Below are 20,019 nucleotides of genomic sequence, written 5' to 3' on the forward strand. Positions count from 1 at the left end.
CTCTGGCAGGCTGATTCGTGCCTGGATGTTGCTGAGAGAGGCCGTGGGCTTTTCTACTGAAAATTTGCCTCCGGCCATAGAATCTCCCACAGAGATTGCACAATGTCCGAGCCCTGTGGAGTACCTGTGGCGAGTCATGGGTCAGCATCCAGATAAGTTGTCGCCTGTACTGGCCTATTCGCGGGCACGCCCGCTCCCACAGGTACTCCACAGGGCTGAGACTTGTACAGTCCCTGTGGGAGCGGGCTTGCCCGCGAATAGGCCGGTACAGGCGATGCAAATGCCTCAGGCCCGCCACAGGTACCAGGCCGCCACCGTGCGGTAAGGCCGCCATCCGCCACCCAGCGAGCGCATCTGCGCCGGGGTCGGCGCCTTTTCCAGCCCCTTCAGCCGCCGATACCCTTCGCGCACGCCAAAGTCGTCCACCGGCAGAATGTCCGAGCGCTCCAGGCAATAGATCAACAGCATCTCCACCGTCCACCGCCCTACCCCGCGCAAGGCTACCAGGCGCTCGATCAAGGCTTCATCGGCCATGGCCAAAGCCTCTTCCCGCGTTGGCACCCTACCCTCCAGCCGCGCCTGGGCAATGCCCTGCACCGTGGCCAGCTTGCTTGCCGAGAAACCACAGGCACGCAGGGCATCCGGGCTGGCTGCCAACAACTGCTCCGGCGACGGAAATTCAGCCTGCGGGAACAGCGCCAGCAAGCGACCAAGGATCGCCTCGGCGGCACGGGCATGCAGTTGCTGATAGGCAATGGCCCTGACCAACGCCTCGTAAGGCTCACGCCCCGGCGTGGCCTGGTGCAGGCAGGGCCCAGTGGCAGCAATGTGCCGCGCCCAGTCCGGATCCAGCGCGGCCAGGTAATCGGTAGCCTCGCGGTAGGCCTGTGGCGAAAGGTCGGCAAGAATCATGGCGGCTCCATCACGTTTATTGCAGGTGCAGCTTAGCGCAGCCGTTCATCGGACAAACGCCGGTTCTTGCGCGGCTAATTCCTGGCATACCATTGCCCGACGCCGTTGTACCCGCATAGAATTGAGAAATATTCGCAATCGCACACTACACGGAACCGGGCCTTCGCCAAGATGCAGATCAACGACACGCTCAAGCCGACCGAGGTCGCTCTGCTGTATCAGGCCCACCATGGCTGGCTCCGTGGCTGGTTGCGCAACCGCGTCGGCTGCAGCGAACAAGCCGCCGACCTGGCCCAGGATACCTTTGTGCGGGTGCTGCGGGCCCGCCAGGTGTCGCCGCTGAAAGAGCCGCGCGCCTACCTTAGCAGCATCGCCCGTGGCTTGATGATTGACCAGTTCCGCCGTGGTGCGCTGGAGCGGGCCTACCAGGAAAGCCTTGCCCACCTGCCCGAAGCCGAGGTGCTCAGCGAAGAGCACCGGCTGGTCATTCTTGATGCACTGGACCGTCTTGACCGTGCCCTTCACCAGTTGAAACCACGTGCACGCCAAGCGTTTCTGCTGGCCCAACTGGACGGTTTGAGCATTGTGCAGATCGCCCAGCAGCTGGATGTGTCCCGCGCCACCATCGAGCGCGACCTGGCCAAGGCGTTGGGCGCCTGCTACCGGTTGCGCTATGCCGACGCCTGACATCACGCCGGCGCAGGCGCAGGTCGACCAGGCCATCGACTGGCTGGTAAAACTGCGCTTTGACCGCCCCAGCGCGCGTACCGAGCAACAATTCCAGCAGTGGCTGGCCAGCCACCCACACAACCCGCTGGCCTGGCAACGTGTCAGCCACCTCAGCGACGAAATGGCCGGGCTGCCCAAGGACCTCAGCCGGCGCACCCTGGCCGGCAGCCAGCGCCAACAGGTCAGCCGCCGCGACCACCTCAAACTGCTGGGCGTTCTGGCCATTGGCGGCAGCCTGGGCTGGGCCGCGCGCGAGCCCTTGGGCCTGCCGCAGTTGCTGGCCGACAGCAGCACCGCCACCGGTGAACGGCGCCAGTGGCAAGGCAGTGACGGCAGCCGTATCCAGCTCAACACCGCCAGCGCCATCGATTTGCACTACAGTGCCGAGCAACGCCAACTGGAGCTGCTACAGGGCGAAGTCAGCCTGGACAGCAACCCGAATGACAACCGCCCCTTCCGCATAAACACCCGCGTCGGCCCGCTGACCACCCTGGGCAGCCAACTGTTGCTGCGCGAAAACAATCAGGGGCTGCTGCTGTCAGTGCGTCGTGGCGAAGTAACACTGTTCCCCTCCTCTGCCGGTGCGCGGCTGATAGAGCAGGGCGAAACCCTGCAGGTCGGGGCAAACGGCAGTGTCCAGGCAGTGACTTTGCACAGCGACCCCTGGGGTTGGACCGACGGTGTGCTCAGCGTGCAGCAGATGCCATTGGCCGAGTTTGTCGCCGAACTCGCCCGCTACCGCCCGGGCCTGTTGCGCTGCGCCCCTGAGGTAGCGAACCTGAAGGTGTCGGGCACCTTCCAGTTGGCCGACACTGGGCAGATCCTGCAATTGCTCAAGCGCAGCCTGCCCGTGCGGGTCGATTACAGGACGCGCTATTGGGTAAACATCGGCGCAGCCTGAACCGCCATCACTCCGCTACCGCACGCATGCGCCCCACACGCCGGTACGACTGGCGGGCAAAGCACACGAACAGCCCTGCCATCAACGCCAGTGCCATGGGCAGTCCGTGCGGCGCAACATCCATCGCCGCGCCACTGAGCAGCGGCCCGATCAGGCTACCCACACCCCACAGCAACCCCACGCTGGCGTTGGCAGTAACCAGGTCCTGGCCCTTGAAGCGCTGCCCGATCAGCACCAGCGCCAAGGTGTAGATGCCGCCTGCCACCGCGCCCAGCACCACCAGTAGCGGCCACAGCAGCCAGGTCATGTTGAGCAGCCAAGGCAGGCCGATGCCAATCGCCATCGCCACCAGCCCGCATACCAGGTGCAGCCCGGTGCGCTCAACCCGGTCGGCCAACCAGCCCAGCGGCAACTGGAACAGCATGTCGCCGGCAAACACTACGGTCACCATCAGCGCGGCCACGCCCACGGCAAAACCATGGCTGGTGGCATACACCGGCAGCAGCGACAGCACCACGGCATCGAAGAACGAGAAGAACAGCACCGCCACGCACAACGCCGGCGCCACACGGAAGAACCCGGCCAGGCCGAAGCTCTTCTCCCCCTCCTCATGCTCGACATGGTCGTTGGGCACGGTCAGCACGATGCACAGCACCGCCAGGCCATAGCAGGCAGTGACCACCCCGGTGATCCACGGGCTGTCAGCCCCCAGCACCGCCAGCATGGCCGGGCCAAGCACCTGGAAGCCGGTGAAACTGGTGGCATACAGGGCCATGATCTTGCCGCGGTTGTGCTCCGGGCACAGTTCGTTGACCCACGACTCGCCGAGGATGATGGCGATGCCCATGCCAAGCCCCAGGCCCAGGCGCAGCAGCGCCAGCAGCCACAGCGAGCCGAACGCCGACTCGAGCAAGGCAATGCTGACCGTGCACAGGCTGAAGCACAGCAGGTAGATGGTACGCCGGGTGAGGTGGCGGCAGCAGGCGTCGACCAGAAACGCCGAGAGCATCATGCCTGCGGCCGGGATGGCCGAAATGATGCCGATTTCCAGGGTGCCGGCCCCGGCCTCATGCAGGCGCAACGAAACCAGCGGCAGGCTGGCCCCCAGGCTGAAACCCACGACCGAAACGGCGAACAACAGGCCTGCCAGCAAACGCATGTTCATGTACCACTCCTTGCAAACCGAAAAGACGTGCAGACACAGGCGCGCACGCCGGGGTGGCGAGCGACGCAAAAGCGCAGATCAGTTCAGGCGAGGTGTGGCGAGAAGGTAAAGGCGAACAGCACGCTGCGACGGCGCTTGAGCACCGTGTCGCTCGGCCACGCACGGCGCAGGGCCTGGAGGGCAGGCTGGCGGGCGTTGGGCAAGGACTGGGTACGGCGCATTGCGTTGGCTACTTTGTGGGCGGTTGAAAAAGAGGCGGCACTCTAGGCCAACGGTGATCAGGTCGTCAATTGTCGGGGCCGCTACGCGCCCCATCGCCGGCAAGCCAGCTCCCACAAGGACCGCGTATGGCTTGGGGTCAATGCGGTCGAGGTGGGAGCTGGCTTGCCGGCGATGGGCTGCAAGGCAGCCCCGGCTTTATCAGCGCTTGCCGGTACTCGGCAAGAACACCGCCAACACCCCGAACAACGGCAGGAACGAGCACACCCCATAAACATATTCGATGCCACGCAGGTCTGCCACATACCCCAGCAGCGCCGCGCCGATGCCGCCAAAGCCGAACATCAGCCCGAAGAAGATCCCGGCAATCATGCCCACACTGCCCGGTACCAGCTCCTGCGCATACACAACGATCGCGGAGAACGCCGAAGCCAGGATAAAGCCGATTACCACGCTCAGCACGGTGGTCCAGAACAGGTCGGCATACGGCAACGCCAAGGTGAACGGCGTCACACCCAGGATCGAGAACCAGATTACCGCCTTGCGCCCGATGCGGTCACCGATCGGCCCACCAAAGAAGGTCCCCGCCGCCACCGCCCCCAGGAACAGGAACAGGTGCAACTGCGAGCTGGCCACCGACACATCGAACTTCTCGATCAGGTAGAAGGTGAAGTAGCTGGTGAAGCTGGCCATGTAGAAGTACTTGGAGAACACCAGCAGGCCCAGCACGATCAGCGCCGCGATGACCCGATTGCGCGAGATGCCATGGGTGGCCTGCACCGCCTTGCGCGCCTTCGCCTGGTTGAGGTGTTCCTTGTACCAGCCACGCAGCATCAGGGTGACGCCCAGGAAGAACAGTGCGGCCAGGCCGAACCAGGCTACGTGGGTCTGGCCGAACGGGATGACGATGGCCGCCGCCAGCAACGGGCCCAGGGCCGAGCCGGTATTGCCGCCCACCTGAAACGTAGACTGTGCAAGGCCGAAGCGCCCGCCCGAGGCCAGGCGTGCGATGCGCGAGGTTTCCGGGTGGAACGTCGACGAGCCGATCCCCACCAGCGCCGAGGCCAGCAAGATCATCGGGAAGCTGCCCACAAAGGCAAGCATCACGATGCCCACCAGCGTGCACACGGTGCCCATCGGCAACAGGTTCGGCGTGGGCCGGCGGTCAGTAAAGAAGCCGACCCAGGGTTGCAGCAGCGAAGCGGTGATCTGGAACGTCAGGGTGATCAGGCCGATCTGCGCAAAGCTCAAGTTGTAATTGGCCTTGAGCATCGGGTAGATCGCCGGCAGCACCGACTGGATCAGGTCGTTGATCAGGTGCGCCAGGGCACAGAAACCAATAATACGCATCACCAGCGGCGTGGCTTGGTTTGCCGTTGCGCTGGTGGTTGCGGTGGAGGCACTACTGATGGCCATTTGCCTAAATCTCCGTGCTCAGGTTTGGGATCCGATTATCAGGAAACAAATAGATACATAGCTACCTTTTTTATCCCTCTGTCGCGACGTACTTGAAAATGGTTCTCAATATAATTAGCATCCTTGACTCAAACCCCTGTCATCGTTGGGCGAAACGGCCCCTATCGTGAGCAGACCGACCCCATGAGCCCGATGCCCGCCATGCAGTTGCAGCCAGACCCACAGCAGGAAGCGCTGGAGTGGTTTTCGCTATTGCGCCAACCCGGCTGTGACGAAGCCCAGCGCCAGGCATTCGCGGCCTGGTGCCAGGTACCAGAAAACGCTCACGCCTATGCCGAGCTGGAGACCTTCTGGCAGCAACTGCAACCACCACCCGCGCGCCCGCGCCCACGGCAAGTCACCGTGCGCCGCAGCCACCTGGGCAAATGGCTGGCACTTGTGTTCCTGCTCGTGTTGGGCGCTGCAGCCTACCTGTACTGGCCGCTGATGCAGCGCCTGGCCAGCGAGCTGCACACCGACGTGGGCGAGCGCCGCAGCACCCGCCTGGCAGATGGCACCACGCTTAACATGGACAGCGCCAGCGCCATGAACGTCGACCTGCGTGGCCGCACCCGCCAATTGCACCTGGTGCAGGGCCAGGTGTTTCTGGAAGTGGTGCTCGACGGGCGGGCCATGGAAGTGGACGTGGGCAACGCACGTATCCAGGTGTTCGGCACCCGCCTGCAAGTCGCCCGCCATGCAGGTCATGATGAACTGGTGGTACTCAGTGGCAAGGCCATGGTCACCCAAGGGGGTGATCAGCGCATGGTATCAGCAGGTGAGCGGGTCACCTTTGATGACACGCGTATCGACCCGGTGCAGAAGGCTGACCTGAAAACCGCCGACAGCTGGCGCAACGGTCGCCTGAAAGCCAACGACATGCCATTGGGGCAAGTGCTGGAACGCCTTGCCGGCTACCAAGGGCAGCGCGTGTGGATGATGGATGATCAAATGGCCCATCGGCGGATAAGCGGTGATTTCAACCTCGATCAGCCTGAGCAAAGCCTGCAATCCCTGGCTGCGGCCCAGCATCTGCAGTTGCAGGGCGTGCTCGGACACTGGCTTGTGGTGCGCTGAAACCGCGCCCGGCCGCTAAGTTTTTGAAAGCGTGCAAATTTTTTTTGAAATGAGTGTTGACAGGGGGGGCGTTCAAGAGAATAATGCGCGCCATCGGCTACATAGCTCAGTTGGTTAGAGCATAGCATTCATAATGCTGGGGTCCGGGGTTCAAGTCCCTGTGTAGCCACCAAACAAGACGAAGGGCTTACCGCAAGGTAAGCCCTTTTTCTTTGCCTGCGGAAAAGTTCAGGTCCGCCAGCAACTGTGCGATCCCTGTGGGAGCGGCGGTGCGGCGATCCGACTTGCCCGCGAACACCGGCGAAGCCGGTGCCATATACCGCGTTGTATTCTTCGCGGGCACGCCCGCTCCCACAGGGTATGGCGCTAGCCCATTAAAGATTCAGAACTCCCACTTCGAACTCAGCATGAAGTTGCGCGGCTCGCCGTACGACGCACTGTTGAAGTTGTCATCGAATGAGCTGAAGTACTTCTCATCGAGCAGGTTGTTCACGGTGGCAGTCGCCGACCACTGCCGGGTGAACTGGTAGCGGGCCATCAGGCCAACCGTGGCATAGTCCCCTTGCTTGATCTTCACAGGGTTACCGACCTGCCACGGTGTGGCGGTAAAGTGCATGCCGCTCTGCCAGTTCACACCACCGCCAAGGGTCAGCCGCTGCAGGTCACCGGTCAGCTGGTAAGTGGTCCACAGCTTGAACATGTCCATCGGGATGGTGGTCTTGACCCGCTCACCGTCGTTGTCCTTCACCCTGGAATGGGTATAGCTGGCTGCCAGGTTCCAGCCCGGCGCCAGCTCCCCGCTCAGTTCCATGTCGATACCGCGGGTGGTGGTCTTTTCCGCACGGTAAGCGGTAATCAGGCCATCGCTGCCGGCCACGGTCCCATCGGCCACGGCATCGTTGTCCAGCTTGACTTCATACAGCGCAATGGCGGTGTTCAGCCGGCCACCAAAGTACTCGCTCTTCAGGCCGACTTCGTAGTTGTCACCTTCGCGCGGCTCCAGCAACTTCCCGGCCTGGCTACGATAAGGCTGCGGCTTGAAGATGCTGGTATAGCTGGCATAAACCGAGTGCACATCACTCAGGTCGTAGACCACGCCAGCATAGGGTGTCACTTCACCGGTGGCCTTGACCGAGTCGTCAGTGTCGTAGGGTTGCAGGCTGGCGACGTGGTAGTGGAACAGGGCGTCGTACTGGTAGTTGCTGACCCGTGCACCCAGAATTACCGACAGGTCATCCGTCGGTTTGAGGCGCGTGGCCAGGTAGGCGCCGGTCTGGCGCTGGTCGATATCGTCGTCCTCACGGTTGAAGTTGTAGGACGGCGTCGGGCCTTGGTTATCCCAGGTCCAGATGTTCACCGGCACACCGCTGACACCATTGTTGCTACTGCCGTTGGCCAGCAAGTTGCCAAAGCCGTTGCGGCGGTTCTCGTAGCTTTGGTAATTGAAGCCCATCACCAACTCGTGTTCACGCCCCAGCAACTGGAACGGGCCACTGAGCATCAGATCGACACCGCGCTGCTTCTGCGTGTTGTCACCCTTGGTGGCGGTGTAGCGCAAGCCATCGCCCGTGGCCGGGTTGACCACGCCTGTGGTGGTACCAACGATGACCGAGTCGTAGTCTCGGGTGCCGTACAGGTAATTGGCGGCGAGCTTGAGTGACCAGCCTTCGCCCAGCCGCTGCTCAAGCGAGGCGAAGGTGTTCACCGACTCCTGATGGTTGCTGCTATCGCGGCTGGCACCGTTGTACGAGCGCGGCATCCGGTACTGGAAACCACGCCCCGAGCCATCGGTGGCCACCACGGGCAAACCAGTGGTGGAGAAACCACGCGGGTCGCTGTCCAGGTACTCCACGCCCAGGGTAAACAGCGTGTCCGGCGACAGGTCCATCTCGCTGACGCCGTACACGATAGTTTTCTGTTGCTGCAGGTGGTCGGTGAAACTGTTGCCCTGCTGGTAGGCCGCTACTGCACGGCCGCGCACGGCACCGTTGTCGGTCAACGGGCCGGACACATCCACTTCAGTGCGGTACAGGTCCCAGGAACCCAGCCCGCCACTGATGTAGCCCTTGAAATGGTCGGTGGGTTTCTTGCGCACCAGGTTTACCGTGCCGGACGGGTCGCCCGCCCCCGTCAACAAACCGGTAGCACCCCGCACCACTTCGACCCGGTCGTAGATCGCCATGTCCGAAAGCGCCTGGGGCAGCGCCTGGCTGAATGCGAACGTGGTGGTGGGCATGCCGTCGTACTGGTAGCTGTCGATCGCCAGGCCGCGCGAGAACACATACAGGCGATCACTGCCCGGGCTCTGCACATTGACCCCCGGCGTTTGCTCAAGTACCTGCCCGATGCTGCGCAGGTTCTGGTCTTCCATCCGCTGGCGGGTCATTACACTGACCGACTGCGGCGTCTCGCGCAGGCTGAGGTTGAGCTTGGTAGCAGCGTTGGTGATACCCGTGGTATACGAACCCGTGCCCTCGGTAGTGCTGCCCAGCAACTGGCTGTTGATGGTGGTCGCGCCCAGTTCCAACGCCCCTTCCTTGCCTGGCACGCTGACCAGCACGAAGCCGTCGTCACTCCCCTGCGCCTGCATGCCCTGCCCGCCCAGCAGCATGGCAAAGCCTTCATTCACGCCATAACTGCCCTGCAAGCCCGCGCTACGCCGCCCAGCCACTTGTGTGGCGTCGAACGAAATCGCCACGCCGGCCTGCCGTGCAAAGCTGCTGAGCACGTCACCCAAGGCGCCGGCCGGGATGTCATAGCGCTGCACCTGCTGCTGAGCCACCGCCAGCGGTGCCAGCAGCGGCAGGCTGCCCAGCCCCAGGTGAAGACCTAATGCCAGTGCATTGCGAGGCGTGAAAGGAATGCGCGCGCGCAGTGTAGAAAGCATGTTCCCGATACTCCGTTATGTTGGCTTACGACAAGGACGCACGGAAATCGGGAACTGGAAGCAGGTGAGAATCTTTTTTATCTGAACTCGGATGTTGGCAGGTAGCGTACCCGTGTGATCCAGGGCGTGTAGTGATCGATGCCCAGCGGCAGGCTGCGTGCCAACAGCCGCAATGCACGCTCGCTGTCGTCGGCCGGCAATACGGCGGTCACGCGGATGTTTGCCAGGGCCTTGCGGTCGAACAGCAGGTAGCCCGAATGATTACGACCCAGCTGTTCGAGCACTTCGACCAGCGGCCGCTCACGCACCACCAACTGGTGTCGCGCCCAGGCCTGCTCCACGCTCCTGCCGTCGATGGCCTGCACCTCGCCTGGCCCCGTCGCGTCGAAGTACAATTCCTGGCCTGCCGACACCACCCGCCGCTGGCCATGGCTGTCGACTTCAGTGCTGGACTCGACCATTGCCAGGCGCGAACCTTCGGCCAGTTGCTCCACCACAAAGCGTGTGCCCAATGCCCGCACGCTGCCATGCTCGGTCACCACCTTGAACGGGCGCCCGGCGTCCTTGGCCACATCCACAAGGATTTCCCCGCGCAGCAGGTGAACCGTGCGCGTACGCTCATCGAAGTCCAGGTCGACGGCGGACCCACCGTCCAGCCGCAGCAGGCTGCCATCGGGCAACTGCCGCGTGGTCCATTCGCCGCTGCCGGTGCGGATATCGGCCAGCAGGTACACCGGCCCCTGCTGCACGAGCATCCCTAATGGCAGGGCCAGCACGGCAACCAGCGCGAGCGCCTTCAGGGCACGGGCCGAACGCCGCTGTTGCTTGAGCGCCCGCAGCGCGCTGCGAGCCGGCGCCTGCTTGAGTAACTGCAAGGGCGCCAAGGTTTCCTGCATGCGCTGGAAGGCGTCCAGGTGCTCGCTGTCCTGCGCCAACCAGGCACGAAACGCTTCACGGTCGCGGCCGCTGGGCTGGTCGTCCAGGCGTACCAGCCATTCGGCGGCTTCATGAAGGACTTCCGGGCTCACAGGCAGGCCTCGGCAGCGGCGTGGCATGCCAGCAGCGCCTGCACCAGGTAGCCCTGCACGCTTTTGGTGGACACTTGCAGGTGCTCGGCGATTTCACTGTGGCTCAGGCCTTCGAGATGGCGCAGCACAAACGCCTGGCGTACTCGTGGCTGCATGCGCGACAAGGCACGGTCGATCTGCTCCAGGGCTTGTACGGCCGCGTGAACCTGCTCGGGGGAAGGCGCTTGCTCCATCTGCTCTACATGCAATGCCAACGCTTCGCGATAGGCCTGCTCCAGCTTGTGCCGACGACCGCGGTCGATCAGCAGGCGCCGCGCCACCGTGGCCAGCAAGGCCCGCGGTTCGCGGGGGGCAACGTAGCTGCCAGCACTGAGTAAGCGGACGAATGTGTCCTGAGCCATGTCTGCCGCATGCTGCGGGCAGTTCAGGCGTTGGCGCAACCACACCAGCAACCAACTGTGATAGCCCTTGTACAAAGCGTCCAGGCTGTCGGCAACGGCGGGTGGAGTTGGTTTCATCGCGACGCTTCGCAAATGGGAATGATTCTATTCTAAATGGCCATCACCCCGTCATGCAATCGACACTTCACCGTATCCCGGTTACCGCTACCGCAAGGCCAAGCCCGATCAGCGCCAGGCCGATGGCACGGTCCACCAGCAATTGCCGTTCGATCATGGCCTTGCGCAATGCAGCACTGGAAAAAAACACTGCCACCAGGCTGAACCACAGCCAGTGGGCAAAGGACATGAACGCGCCATAGGCGAAATCCAGCGCCAGTGGGCTGCCAGGCTGGACTACCTGGGTGAAGGCACTGATGACAAACAGCATGGTCTTGGGGTTGAGGGCATTGGTCAGAAAGCCCGTGCGCAGGGCTTGCAGCACACCGGCAGTGGAATGGCCAGCCCCGTCAAGGCTGATACGCCGGGTATTGGTCAGTGACTGGTAGCCCAGGTAGATCAGGTAGCCAGCACCCAGGACTTTCATGGCGAGGAACAAGGGCGGGCTTTGACTGATGATCACGGCAATGCCCAAGACCGTGTACAGCACATGCACCTGCACCCCCAGCGCAATACCCACAGCAGCGGCGAGACCGGCCTTGCGGCCCTGTGCATAACTGCTGCGGGTGACCATGGCGAAATCGGCACCCGGGCTGATGACCGCGAGCAGGGTGAACAGGGCGACGGCGATGAGTTCAGACATGGGGTGGGTCTCGATAGGCGATGGAAATGCACAGACCCGTGGATTATCGAGCGCTTATGAGTGAGGAAAAATCGATTTATAGTGAGGCATATCTGATAGTTTTTCTCACAGAGGTATAGCGCCTGCGCTGGCCTCTTCGCGGGCACGCCCGCTCCCACAGAAAAGCGCAGTACCTGTGGGAGCGGGCGTGCCCGCGAAGAGGCCAGCACAGGTTAAAAGGGATGCCATGAAACTGCCGCCACTCAACGCCTTCCGCTACTTCGACATCGCCGCCCAGACCGAAAGCTTCGTGCGCGCCGCCGAGCACCTGCACGTCACCCATGGCGCGGTCAGTCGTCAAATCCGCCTGCTTGAAGAAAACCTTGGCGTGGAACTGTTCGAACGCCGCAACCGGGCCATTTTCCTCACCCCTGCCGGCCGTGCCCTGCAAGGCACCACCCAGGCGGTTTTCGAACAACTCGAAGGCGCCGTGCAGCGCCTTGAGGATCAGGCTCGCGACAATGTACTGGTGCTCTCCTGCGAGCCAACCATCGCCATGCGCTGGCTGATCCCGCGCCTACCCCGCTTCCATGCCGACCACCCCGACCTGCAGCTGCATCTGGTGGCGGCCGGTGGCCCGCTGGACTTCGCCCGCAGTGGTGTCGACCTGGCAATCCGCCGCGACGACTTCCACTGGGGCAACCAGCTGTACAACCAGAAGATCTGTGATGAATGGATCGGCCCGGTATGCAGCCCCAACGCCGCCACCCAACTGCAAGGCCAGCGACTGCTGCACAGCGCCACCCGCCCCGCCGCCTGGCCCACCTGGCTGCGCCTGAGCGGCCAGCAGGTGCGGCACGGCGAACGCAGCGACTATGAGCACTTCTACCTGTCGATCCAGGCCGCCGGCGCCGGCCTGGGGCTGGCCATGGCCTCAGCCCTGATGGTGCGCGACGAACTGGACAGCGGCCAGTTGCAGGCACCGTTCGGTTTTGTGCGCGATGGCTCGGCCTACCACCTGCTTAGCCCACAACCCCTTGAAGATGACGGCAAGCGCCAGCGCTTCACCGAGTGGGTCACGGGCGAATGCCAGCGTTGCCTGGCTCACTTGGGCTTGACGCAGAACGACGACCCGGCACTGCCGTCGCCCCCCCAGGTCCGATAGCCGGCAGTGTCCACATGGATGCGCCCGGACGGGTAGCGCCCCAGGCCCATGCTCCAGGCCTGCCCATACTGCTGCCAGAAGCGGCACAGCGGGTTGGGGTCGGCCCAGGCCGGCAGCAGGATATCAACGGCGAACGCGCGGGTATGGGCACTGTTGGCAGCACCACCTGCGCAGGTATTCAGGCGTGGGTTGCGGTAGGCCGAGACCACTTCGAACTGGCGCAGGATACCTTGCTCATCAAGCGCCTTGATCAGCGAGAGGGTCGAACGTACCGCCGGCCAGTTGCTGGTGGGTGGCACGGCAAACGGAGACGCCTGGCACAGCTTCCAGTCCGATGCCGAGCGCAACAACTGGTGGATAGGTACTACGCCGTAAAGGCGGGCATCCACCAGCATTTCACGGAAGGGCCGGGTTTGATGGTCGCCTGCCCATTGGGCGAACATCCACAGGTCGCGTTCGTCGGCGTGTGATGCAACAGCAATCAGCAGGCCCGCCACCAGAAGCCGTTTTTTCATCCTTTATCCATCCGTGCATAGAGAACAAAGAAAAGGCCAATAGTGGTAGCCGCTATGCCTGGTCAGTCCTCGAGTAGGGTGCAGGCCATGACCAAGGCGTCTTCGCGACCACCAGCTACCGGATAATAGTCGCGGCGGCGGCCGATTTCGTTGAAACCGTAGCGCTCGTATAACCGATAGGCCGACTGGTTGCTGGCGCGTACCTCCAGGAAGCATTCGCGGCCATTCAACTGGTAAGCCCGGGCCATCAGGTGTTCCAGCAGGCGCAGGCCCAGGCCACGGCCCTGGTTTTCCGGCTTGACGGTGATGTTGAGCAGGTGCGCCTCATCGATGATCACGTTGATCACCCCATGGCCAACCTGCTGCTGGCCGTCGAACATCAGCCAGACTTCGTACGACTTGAGCGCATCCTGAAAAATCCCACGGGTCCAGGGATGACTGAACGCGGCATATTCGATCTTAAGTACGGCATCCAGATCCGCCTCGGTCATCGGGCGGAAACTGATCGATTCACTCATTCAACGCTCTTCCAGCGCGCCATCAGCTGGCGCATGGCTTTCCAGACGTCCGCCTTGCGCTGCGGCTCGTCCATCAACAGTTCAAGGCCCGGCAACGCCCAGGCATCGCCCAGGCCGTCGAGCTTCAGGGTTTGGTACCAGGCGTCGGCCTCGGCATTGGCGGCAAAGCGCAGTGCCGGCAGGCCGATCAGCCACAGGCAGGTGCTCGGGGCGTCCTCAAGGCGCGCCTGGACAAAGCCTTGAACAAAGTCGCGCGCGGCTTCGGGCCCTTGGTCCATGTTGCCGCGTACCAGCAGCGGCCAGCGCACCGGCTCGCCGATGATCTGCGGGGCGTCGGGCAGGCCGGCGGCGCGCAGCATGTCCTTGAGCAACAGGTAGGACGGATCGCGGCTCTGGAACGGCTGGCCGGTGGCCAGCTCGACCAGCAGCAGGCAGCTGCCGGCGCGCAGCAACTGCAACGCGAAACGTGGCGGCGGCACGGGGGCCGGACGTGGTGGTGCGGGTTGCGCCTCGGCCTCGACGGGCTTTGCGGCCGGCTTGGGCGCACTGCCCGGGCGCGGGATCTCGATTTTCGGCCTTTCACCGGAGCGGGCCTGGGGCGGAACAGGCGCGTCGTTTGTAGCCTGCGCCGGCTTGACCTCGAAATCGATGTCTTCGACCGGTGCCACCGGTAACAGCAACTCGGGCCGCGACGGTGCGGCGAACGGCAGTTCGGCGCGCGGCAGCCAGTGCACCACTTGCATGGCGGAAAGGAAGGCGCGGCGACGGGGTTCGGTGAGCAAGGTGCGGGGTTCCGAGGGGGTGGAGGCAATTGGGCATTCTAACGCTGTTGGCATTCGAGTGCCGCAACTGGTCGGCGGTTTTTTGTTGCCTGTACCGGCCTCTTCGCGGGCACGCCCGCTCCCACAGGTACTGCACACACCTCAGGCTTTGTGCAGTACCTGTGGGAGCGGGCGGGCCCGCGAAGAGGCCAGTGAATATCCATAAAGAAGAAAAGGTTATCCCCATTACAGACCAAGGGGTGAAAACCTCCCCCCCGGATGCAGTACAATCGCCCCCTTTTTCTTGGCAACGAGTCGAAGCCAATGATCGAACCCAAGCGCGTCCTGCGCGCCCTAGCCGAACACTGGGCCCTGATCGAGCCGCTGTGCGAGCGTTTCGACCAGGGCACCCTGAGCCTGGTCGAGTTGCGCCAGCACGTGGGCCGCCAGCAGCTCGAAAGCACCCCGCAGGACATCACCCAGCTACTCGACGTGTGGATCCGCCTGGACATCCTGGTCCCGGTGGCCAAAAGCCCGAACCGCTTCGAGCTCAACGCGCAGATCCACGACTTCCTCGCCTACCTGCGCCGCGAACACCGGCTGGGCCTGTGCCTGGAGATCGAAGCCTACCTGCGTCACCTGGAGCGCCTTGCCGGCCACATCCAGGACGCCTTCGACAACCGCGACAGCGACGACCTGGCGCGCCAACTGCGCCTGCTCGACATGCGCGTGCGCGATGTGCTTAAAAAACTCGACAACGACGAGCAGGCACTGGTGGCCGTGGCCGAGCGCGCCAAGACCAGCAACCGCCAGATCCCGCTGCGCCAGCGTTACGCCGAAGTACTGGCCACCTGGGACGAATACGTCGAACCGATGATCCAGCTGGTGAACGCCGACGGCGCCTTCGAACAAGGCGTGCGCAAGGTCGAGACCGTGCTGCTGAAGCTGCTGGGCGAACAGGCCCGCCTGGGCCACCTGGTCGACGACGACATGCTGCTGCGTACCCACGCGCGCATCCTGGAAATGCAGACCAGCGCCCAGCTCACCCTGCGCCACGCCCGCGAACTGTTGCTGCCGCTGCGTGAAGAAGCCCGCCGGCACAACGCCGTGACCCGTGGCGCCGCACTGGCCCTGTCGGTCATCCGGCGCAAGGGCATCGATGCCGTGCCGCAAGCGGCCATGCCGATGTTCACCCGCCCGCAAAGCACCTTCCTTGGCAGCGCCAGCCAGGTCGAGGCCTATGTGTACGCCCTGGCGCGCTTCGAGCCCAAGCCGGCGCGCTTCCCCAAGGCCCACAAGCCCCAGTCCGGCGCCCTGCCCCGCGCACCACGCACGGTCAAGGAAATGGCCGAGCGCTGCGAACAGGCCCTGCCGCTGCCAGACCTGATGGTCTGGCTGCTGGAGCAGGAGCCCGAAGGCGCCACCGACGAGCTGCTGTACTGGTTCTCGCGCCTGTCGCGGGAAAAGCGCTTCAAGCGCGAACGCCTCGACCGCCGCGAGTACACCACCCAGGAACACCTGGTCAGCCTGCGCTCGTTCGCCCTGACTTCCAGCCGCGAAGACGCCACCGGCGCGCCTACCGAATCCAACGCGAGCCCAGCCCATGCATCTTGATCTTTCCGAACTGTCCCAGCTCGCGCCGATCTTCCGCGAGCTGTTCAAAGGCTTCCACGTCAGCCGCCGCGACCCCGAGCTGTACGCCCAGCTGTCGAACTTCCAGGACCAGTACCGCACCTTGTTCAAAGCCCTGGGCTTCGAGCTGGTGTGCGACACCCGCGGGTTCTACTACTTCGTGCCGGACATGACCGCCGCGCAGGTGAACAAGACCGCGCAGCGCCTGTCGCTGTTCACCTTCATCCTGGTCGAGCACCTGGCCGACCAGGGCCGCGACCCGATGGCCGTGCTCGACGGCGGCAGTATCGGCCGAGACGAGCTGCCCTCGCTGCTGGACAAGTACCGCGACCTGTTCCTGCAGGCCGAAGTGCAGACCGTGGACGAGCTGGAAGAAAAAATCCTGCGCCGCATGACCCAGCTCGGCTTTGCCCATGAAGAAGGCGGTATCTACCGCTTCCTTCCGCCGATGCACCGCTTCCTCGATGTGTGCCTGTCCGTACAGCAAGACCGTGACCTGGCCGCCACCCTGCACAGCGACCTGCCGCTGCCGACCCCGGTACTGGTCGAGGAAGAAAGCCCCGAAGAACTCAACCGCACCGACGACCCGCTCGATCTCAGCCCGTTCGACGGCGAGGAAAGCGAAGAGGACGCCCTGGCCCGGGCCATCCGCGAAGAGCAACAGGAGATTGACGCATGAGCCAGGAACGCTACGGCATCCGCCGCTTTGCATTGCTCAACACCGCCGGCTACAGCCTGGGCTTGTTCCCGCTGGAGCACCCGCTGTCGGTCTACGGTGCCAACAACCTGGGTAAATCGGCGTCGATCAACGCCTTGCAGTTCCCGATCCTGGCACGCATGTCGGACATGAGTTTCGGCAAGTACAGCCTCGAGCAGTCGCGCCGCTTCTACTTCGCCAGCGACACCTCCTACATTCTCTGCGAACTGAGCCTGCCCCACGGCCCGCACGTGATCGGCGTAGTCGGCCGCGGCCCGGGTGGCGGTTTCGGCCACCAGTTCTTCGCCTACAAGGGCGAACTGGACCTGGCCCACTACCAGAAGAACGACACCTGCCTGCGCCAGAAAGAGTTGTTCACCAACCTTGAACGCCTGGGGATCAAGGCCTACGAGCTGAAGCCGGACGAACTGCGCCGCCTGCTGGTTGGCGGCCACACTTCGGTGCCACTGGACCTGACCATGATCCCGCTGCGCTCCACCAGCGAGCAAAGCCTGAAAACCTTCCGCGCGCTGTTCATCAACCTGCTGCACATGCGCGAAATCACCGCCGCCAAGCTCAAGCAGCTGTTCCTCGATGCGTTCGAGCACAGCCTGCGTTCGGGCAGCGTCGACTACATTGCCGCGTGCGAGGAAGCCTTCCGCGACGTGCGCCGCATGGAGCAGGACTACAACGCCCTGGTTGCCGCCGGCCCGCTGGTCGAGGCACTGGCCGGTGGCGTGGCCCAGCGCGACATCCTGCGCGGCAAGCTGCACCGCATTTCGCCCGTGCTCGACACCCTGCTGGGCACCTGGCAGGAATACGCCATGGCGCGCAAGGAAGAGCTGGTCATCCAGTCCGAGCACTACCGTGGCGAACAGGACCGCTTGCAGAACGACCAGCGCGGCGGCACCCAGGAGCTGATGCGCCTGGAGCGCGAAATTACCGGCATCCAGCGTTGGCTGGGTGAATTGTCGGTGCTCAAGCACCGCTTTGCCCTGGTCGATGACGTCAAGGTACTGGAGCAGCAGCTGCTGGCAGCCAAGGATGCCCACGACGAACTGGCCGGTGCCCTGGCCCAGTCGCGGCAGTTCAGCGCCGAAGACCTGGACGAGCGCGTCCGCGACCTGGAAAAGCGCCTGAAGCAGGTCAAGCAGCAGCTGGACCACGCCGACAACAACAGCTATGCCCGCCTGCGCGAAGAGTTCTCGCAGCAGGATGTCGATCGCCTGATGCGCCTGTTCAACGGTGCACTGTTCAGCTTGCCGCTGGGCGACCGCGGCATCGAGCTGGACGACAGCGACGTGTGGGTAAAATCGCTGGAAGCGGTACTCGACGGCTTCAAGGGCGAGCGCTTCGAGGCCCCGGGCCTGTCCATCGACCTCACCCACATCGACCCGCCGGCCCTGCAGGCCCTGGCCGATCGCGCCGCCCTGCGCGACCAGAAAGAGCGCCTGGAAAAAGAGCTGAAGCAGCTCAAGACCCAGCAGGCCGTGACCGCCGACCGCACCGCCTCGAAGGCGCAGACCGAGACCCTGTACCAGCAGGTGCTGGACGCGCAGAAGGCGCTGGAAGACTTCCGCCGCAGCGAAACCCTGAGCGCCGAAGAGCCGGAAAAGCTCGAGCAACTGTCGCAGCTGGAGGCCGCCCAGGACGAGCTCAAGCGCTCCAGTGACGCCTTCACCGAGCGTGTCCAACAGCTGTCGGCCAAGCTGCAACTGGTTGGCCGGCAAATCGGCGACCTCGAGTCCAAGCAGCGCACCCTGGAAGACGCCCTGCGCCGTCGCCAGCTGCTGCCGGCCGACCTGCCCTACGGCACGCCGTTCATGGAAGCCATCGACGACTCGATGGACAACCTGCTGCCGCTGCTCAACGACTACCAGGACAGCTGGCAGGGCCTGCAGCGGGTGGATAACCAGATCGAAGCGCTGTACGCCCAGGTTCGCCTGAAAGGCGTGGCCAAGTTCGACAGCGAAGACGACATGGAGCGCCGCCTGCAACTGCTGGTGAACGCCTATGCGCACCGTACCGAAGAAGCCCTGACCCTGGCCAAGGCACGCCGCGCAGCGGTCACCGACATCGCCCGTACCCTGCGCAACATCCGCAGTGACTACGACAGCCTCGAACACCAGCTGGCCCTGTTCAACCGCGAGATCAACAAGCGCCAGGTCTCCAACCTGGAAAGCTTCCGCGTCGTGCTGGCGCCGAACAAGGAGGCGCTCAAGCACATCGACCAGATCATCCACAGTGCCGGCCAGTACGAAGAAGGCGAAACCCTGTCGGTGTTCGACCTGACCCAAAGCGCCGAGCAGGACAACAAGAACGAAGAGGCCAAGGAGTACCTGGCACGCCTGGTAGCGGCCAACCACAACCAGCTGGGCCTGAAGGACCTGTTCGAGTTGGCGTTCGAGATCACCAAGGTCAACGGCCAGCCGATCATCCACGCCGACATCGACGGCGCTGCGTCCAACGGCACCACCATGACCATCAAGGCGCTGACCAACATGTACCTGTTGCTGCACCTGATGGACCGCGACCTGGCCGGGCGCATTCGCTTGCCTTACTACCTGGATGAGGCGGCGGACATCGACGAACGCAACCAGGCCGCACTGCTGGAGACCAGCTTGCAGCTGGGCTTCGTACCGATTCTGGCGAGCGTGAAGCCACAGGTCTCGGCGCACGTGGCGATCGACCTGGAAGGGGGTAGCGGGCCGAATGGCATCTACATCGACGAGGCGGACTGGAAGTTCATCAGCCGGCTGGATGTGGTGAAGGCGGTTGTGCGGGAGGATCAGGCCGAGGAATTGGCCTGATATCGGTGTATTGGGGCCGCTTTGCGGCCCTATCGCAGGCAAGCCAGCTCCCACAGGTACTGCACAAACCTTGAAACATGTGCAGTACCTGTGGGAGCTGGCTTGCCTGCGAATGGAGGCCAAAGGCCTCCCCCGCGATCTACCAGGCTATCAGTGAGCCCAAGGCAAGATCGGAATCGCGGTCACCGCATTCTGCGGGCTACCTTCGACAATGCGGTCGCTATACACCAGGTACACCAGCGTATTGCGCTTCTTGTCCAGGAAGCGCACTACCTGCATGGTCTCCACAGGTACTGCACAAACCTTGAAACCTGTGCAGTACCTGTGGGAGCTGGCTTGCCTGCGAATGGAGGCCAAAGGCCTCCCCCG

19 protein-coding genes and 1 tRNA gene are annotated in these 20,019 nt (G+C 63.5%); 8 read left to right on the forward strand and 12 right to left on the reverse strand.

All coding sequences use genetic code 11. From position 1 onward, the window contains the following. Positions 1–285: 285 nt before the first annotated feature. Complete coding sequence (locus ACFY9W_RS16970; RefSeq protein WP_391132232.1) at positions 286–912, reverse strand: DNA-3-methyladenine glycosylase family protein; 627 nt, start codon at positions 910–912, stop codon at positions 286–288. Between the two features lie 171 nt (positions 913–1,083). Between ACFY9W_RS16970 and ACFY9W_RS16975 the strand changes: the two genes are divergently transcribed. Beyond that, positions 1,084–1,599, forward strand: a complete 516-nt coding sequence (locus tag ACFY9W_RS16975; protein WP_391132234.1) for a sigma-70 family RNA polymerase sigma factor — start codon at positions 1,084–1,086, stop codon at positions 1,597–1,599. Then, a complete protein-coding gene (locus ACFY9W_RS16980) occupies positions 1,586–2,542 on the forward strand; it encodes a FecR domain-containing protein (protein ID WP_391132236.1) in 957 nt (318 codons plus the stop codon). Before ACFY9W_RS16975 ends, ACFY9W_RS16980 begins: the two co-directional genes overlap by 14 nt. Before the next feature lie 7 nt (positions 2,543–2,549). Here ACFY9W_RS16980 and ACFY9W_RS16985 read toward each other — a convergent pair whose 3' ends face one another. From ACFY9W_RS16985 to ACFY9W_RS16995, 3 genes are all read right to left on the reverse strand, one after another. Beyond that, positions 2,550–3,707 (reverse strand): MFS transporter, encoded by a 1,158-nt coding sequence (locus ACFY9W_RS16985; RefSeq protein ID WP_391132238.1) that lies wholly within the window; start codon positions 3,705–3,707, stop codon positions 2,550–2,552. 83 nt (positions 3,708–3,790) lie between these two features. Then, positions 3,791–3,928 carry a hypothetical protein gene (locus tag ACFY9W_RS16990; RefSeq protein WP_391132240.1) on the reverse strand — a complete coding sequence of 46 codons (138 nt, stop codon included), beginning with the start codon at positions 3,926–3,928 and terminating at the stop codon, positions 3,791–3,793. A gap of 199 nt (positions 3,929–4,127) precedes the next feature. Next, on the reverse strand, positions 4,128–5,342 hold the full coding sequence (locus tag ACFY9W_RS16995; RefSeq protein ID WP_391132242.1) for an MFS transporter: 1,215 nt from the start codon (positions 5,340–5,342) through the stop codon (positions 4,128–4,130). 192 nt (positions 5,343–5,534) lie between these two features. Between ACFY9W_RS16995 and ACFY9W_RS17000 the strand changes: the two genes are divergently transcribed. Together ACFY9W_RS17000 and ACFY9W_RS17005 are read left to right on the forward strand one after the other, a co-directional pair. After that, the gene (locus ACFY9W_RS17000) at positions 5,535–6,458 is read left to right on the forward strand and encodes a FecR domain-containing protein (RefSeq protein WP_391132423.1); all 924 of its coding nucleotides are present in this window, start codon (positions 5,535–5,537) and stop codon (positions 6,456–6,458) included. A 95-nt stretch (positions 6,459–6,553) separates the two neighbouring features. Further along, a tRNA-Met gene (locus ACFY9W_RS17005) sits at positions 6,554–6,630 on the forward strand. Positions 6,631–6,840: 210 nt separating this feature from the next. On the opposite strand, the gene ACFY9W_RS17010 is transcribed toward ACFY9W_RS17005, so the two are convergent. The 4 genes from ACFY9W_RS17010 to ACFY9W_RS17025 all read right to left on the reverse strand — a co-directional run bounded on the left by ACFY9W_RS17010 (position 6,841) and on the right by ACFY9W_RS17025 (position 11,573). Then, entirely contained in the window at positions 6,841–9,345 is a 2,505-nt protein-coding gene (locus tag ACFY9W_RS17010; RefSeq protein WP_391132244.1) for a TonB-dependent siderophore receptor, read from the reverse strand. A gap of 77 nt (positions 9,346–9,422) precedes the next feature. Then, the gene (locus tag ACFY9W_RS17015) at positions 9,423–10,400 is read right to left on the reverse strand and encodes a FecR domain-containing protein (protein WP_391132246.1); all 978 of its coding nucleotides are present in this window, start codon (positions 10,398–10,400) and stop codon (positions 9,423–9,425) included. After that, on the reverse strand, positions 10,370–10,891 hold the full coding sequence (locus ACFY9W_RS17020; protein WP_391132248.1) for a sigma-70 family RNA polymerase sigma factor: 522 nt from the start codon (positions 10,889–10,891) through the stop codon (positions 10,370–10,372). The genes ACFY9W_RS17015 and ACFY9W_RS17020 overlap by 31 nt, the downstream gene beginning before the upstream one ends. A gap of 67 nt (positions 10,892–10,958) precedes the next feature. Then, positions 10,959–11,573 carry a LysE family transporter gene (locus ACFY9W_RS17025; protein ID WP_391132250.1) on the reverse strand — a complete coding sequence of 205 codons (615 nt, stop codon included), beginning with the start codon at positions 11,571–11,573 and terminating at the stop codon, positions 10,959–10,961. A 226-nt stretch (positions 11,574–11,799) separates the two neighbouring features. On the opposite strand from ACFY9W_RS17025, the gene ACFY9W_RS17030 reads away from it, so the two are divergent. Beyond that, positions 11,800–12,717, forward strand: a complete 918-nt coding sequence (locus ACFY9W_RS17030) for a LysR substrate-binding domain-containing protein (RefSeq protein ID WP_391132252.1) — start codon at positions 11,800–11,802, stop codon at positions 12,715–12,717. Here the strand turns inward: ACFY9W_RS17030 and ACFY9W_RS17035 are convergent. The 3 genes from ACFY9W_RS17035 to ACFY9W_RS17045 all read right to left on the reverse strand — a co-directional run bounded on the left by ACFY9W_RS17035 (position 12,657) and on the right by ACFY9W_RS17045 (position 14,532). Next, the gene (locus ACFY9W_RS17035) at positions 12,657–13,232 is read right to left on the reverse strand and encodes a D-Ala-D-Ala carboxypeptidase family metallohydrolase (RefSeq protein WP_391132254.1); all 576 of its coding nucleotides are present in this window, start codon (positions 13,230–13,232) and stop codon (positions 12,657–12,659) included. The genes ACFY9W_RS17030 and ACFY9W_RS17035 overlap by 61 nt on opposite strands. Positions 13,233–13,294: 62 nt before the next feature. Next, on the reverse strand, positions 13,295–13,750 hold the full coding sequence (gene rimI / locus ACFY9W_RS17040) for a ribosomal protein S18-alanine N-acetyltransferase (RefSeq protein WP_012316291.1): 456 nt from the start codon (positions 13,748–13,750) through the stop codon (positions 13,295–13,297). Continuing rightward, positions 13,747–14,532: an energy transducer TonB gene (locus ACFY9W_RS17045; RefSeq protein ID WP_391132256.1), complete on the reverse strand. Its 786-nt coding sequence runs from the start codon at positions 14,530–14,532 to the stop codon at positions 13,747–13,749. The genes rimI and ACFY9W_RS17045 overlap by 4 nt, the downstream gene beginning before the upstream one ends. A gap of 303 nt (positions 14,533–14,835) precedes the next feature. Between ACFY9W_RS17045 and mksB the strand changes: the two genes are divergently transcribed. Genes mksB through mksF form a run of 3 tightly spaced genes read left to right on the forward strand, consistent with a single transcriptional unit; the run spans position 14,836 to position 19,650 of the window. Beyond that, entirely contained in the window at positions 14,836–16,125 is a 1,290-nt protein-coding gene (mksB, locus tag ACFY9W_RS17050) for an Mks condensin complex protein MksB (protein ID WP_391132258.1), read from the forward strand. Continuing rightward, the gene (gene mksE, locus ACFY9W_RS17055; protein ID WP_346643362.1) at positions 16,115–16,822 is read left to right on the forward strand and encodes an Mks condensin complex protein MksE; all 708 of its coding nucleotides are present in this window, start codon (positions 16,115–16,117) and stop codon (positions 16,820–16,822) included. The genes mksB and mksE overlap by 11 nt, the downstream gene beginning before the upstream one ends. After that, positions 16,819–19,650, forward strand: a complete 2,832-nt coding sequence (gene mksF, locus ACFY9W_RS17060) for an Mks condensin complex protein MksF (RefSeq protein ID WP_391132261.1) — start codon at positions 16,819–16,821, stop codon at positions 19,648–19,650. The genes mksE and mksF overlap by 4 nt, the downstream gene beginning before the upstream one ends. A gap of 150 nt (positions 19,651–19,800) precedes the next feature. Here mksF and ACFY9W_RS17065 read toward each other — a convergent pair. Then, a partial coding sequence (locus tag ACFY9W_RS17065) for a CreA family protein (RefSeq protein WP_391132263.1) occupies positions 19,801–20,019 on the reverse strand: 219 nt, incomplete at its 5' end.

It is taken from the genome of Pseudomonas sp. NPDC008258, from assembly GCF_042956345.1.
GTDB lineage: Bacteria > Pseudomonadota > Gammaproteobacteria > Pseudomonadales > Pseudomonadaceae > Aquipseudomonas.

What these genes read in the sequence shown, in the direction of transcription:
- ACFY9W_RS16970 (WP_391132232.1), bottom strand. Translation starts at nt 912, where the DNA reads ATGATTCTTGCCGACCTTTCGCCACAGGCCTACCGCGAGGCTACCGAT.
- ACFY9W_RS16975 (WP_391132234.1), top strand. Translation starts at nt 1,084, where the DNA reads ATGCAGATCAACGACACGCTCAAGCCGACCGAGGTCGCTCTGCTGTAT.
- ACFY9W_RS16980 (WP_391132236.1), top strand. Translation starts at nt 1,586, where the DNA reads ATGCCGACGCCTGACATCACGCCGGCGCAGGCGCAGGTCGACCAGGCC.
- ACFY9W_RS16985 (WP_391132238.1), bottom strand. Translation starts at nt 3,707, where the DNA reads ATGAACATGCGTTTGCTGGCAGGCCTGTTGTTCGCCGTTTCGGTCGTG.
- ACFY9W_RS16990 (WP_391132240.1), bottom strand. Translation starts at nt 3,928, where the DNA reads ATGCGCCGTACCCAGTCCTTGCCCAACGCCCGCCAGCCTGCCCTCCAG.
- ACFY9W_RS16995 (WP_391132242.1), bottom strand. Translation starts at nt 5,342, where the DNA reads ATGGCCATCAGTAGTGCCTCCACCGCAACCACCAGCGCAACGGCAAAC.
- ACFY9W_RS17000 (WP_391132423.1), top strand. Translation starts at nt 5,535, where the DNA reads ATGCCCGCCATGCAGTTGCAGCCAGACCCACAGCAGGAAGCGCTGGAG.
- ACFY9W_RS17010 (WP_391132244.1), bottom strand. Translation starts at nt 9,345, where the DNA reads ATGCTTTCTACACTGCGCGCGCGCATTCCTTTCACGCCTCGCAATGCA.
- ACFY9W_RS17015 (WP_391132246.1), bottom strand. Translation starts at nt 10,400, where the DNA reads ATGCCACGCCGCTGCCGAGGCCTGCCTGTGAGCCCGGAAGTCCTTCAT.
- ACFY9W_RS17020 (WP_391132248.1), bottom strand. Translation starts at nt 10,891, where the DNA reads ATGAAACCAACTCCACCCGCCGTTGCCGACAGCCTGGACGCTTTGTAC.
- ACFY9W_RS17025 (WP_391132250.1), bottom strand. Translation starts at nt 11,573, where the DNA reads ATGTCTGAACTCATCGCCGTCGCCCTGTTCACCCTGCTCGCGGTCATC.
- ACFY9W_RS17030 (WP_391132252.1), top strand. Translation starts at nt 11,800, where the DNA reads ATGAAACTGCCGCCACTCAACGCCTTCCGCTACTTCGACATCGCCGCC.
- ACFY9W_RS17035 (WP_391132254.1), bottom strand. Translation starts at nt 13,232, where the DNA reads ATGAAAAAACGGCTTCTGGTGGCGGGCCTGCTGATTGCTGTTGCATCA.
- rimI (WP_012316291.1), bottom strand. Translation starts at nt 13,750, where the DNA reads ATGAGTGAATCGATCAGTTTCCGCCCGATGACCGAGGCGGATCTGGAT.
- mksB (WP_391132258.1), top strand. Translation starts at nt 14,836, where the DNA reads ATGATCGAACCCAAGCGCGTCCTGCGCGCCCTAGCCGAACACTGGGCC.
- mksE (WP_346643362.1), top strand. Translation starts at nt 16,115, where the DNA reads ATGCATCTTGATCTTTCCGAACTGTCCCAGCTCGCGCCGATCTTCCGC.
- mksF (WP_391132261.1), top strand. Translation starts at nt 16,819, where the DNA reads ATGAGCCAGGAACGCTACGGCATCCGCCGCTTTGCATTGCTCAACACC.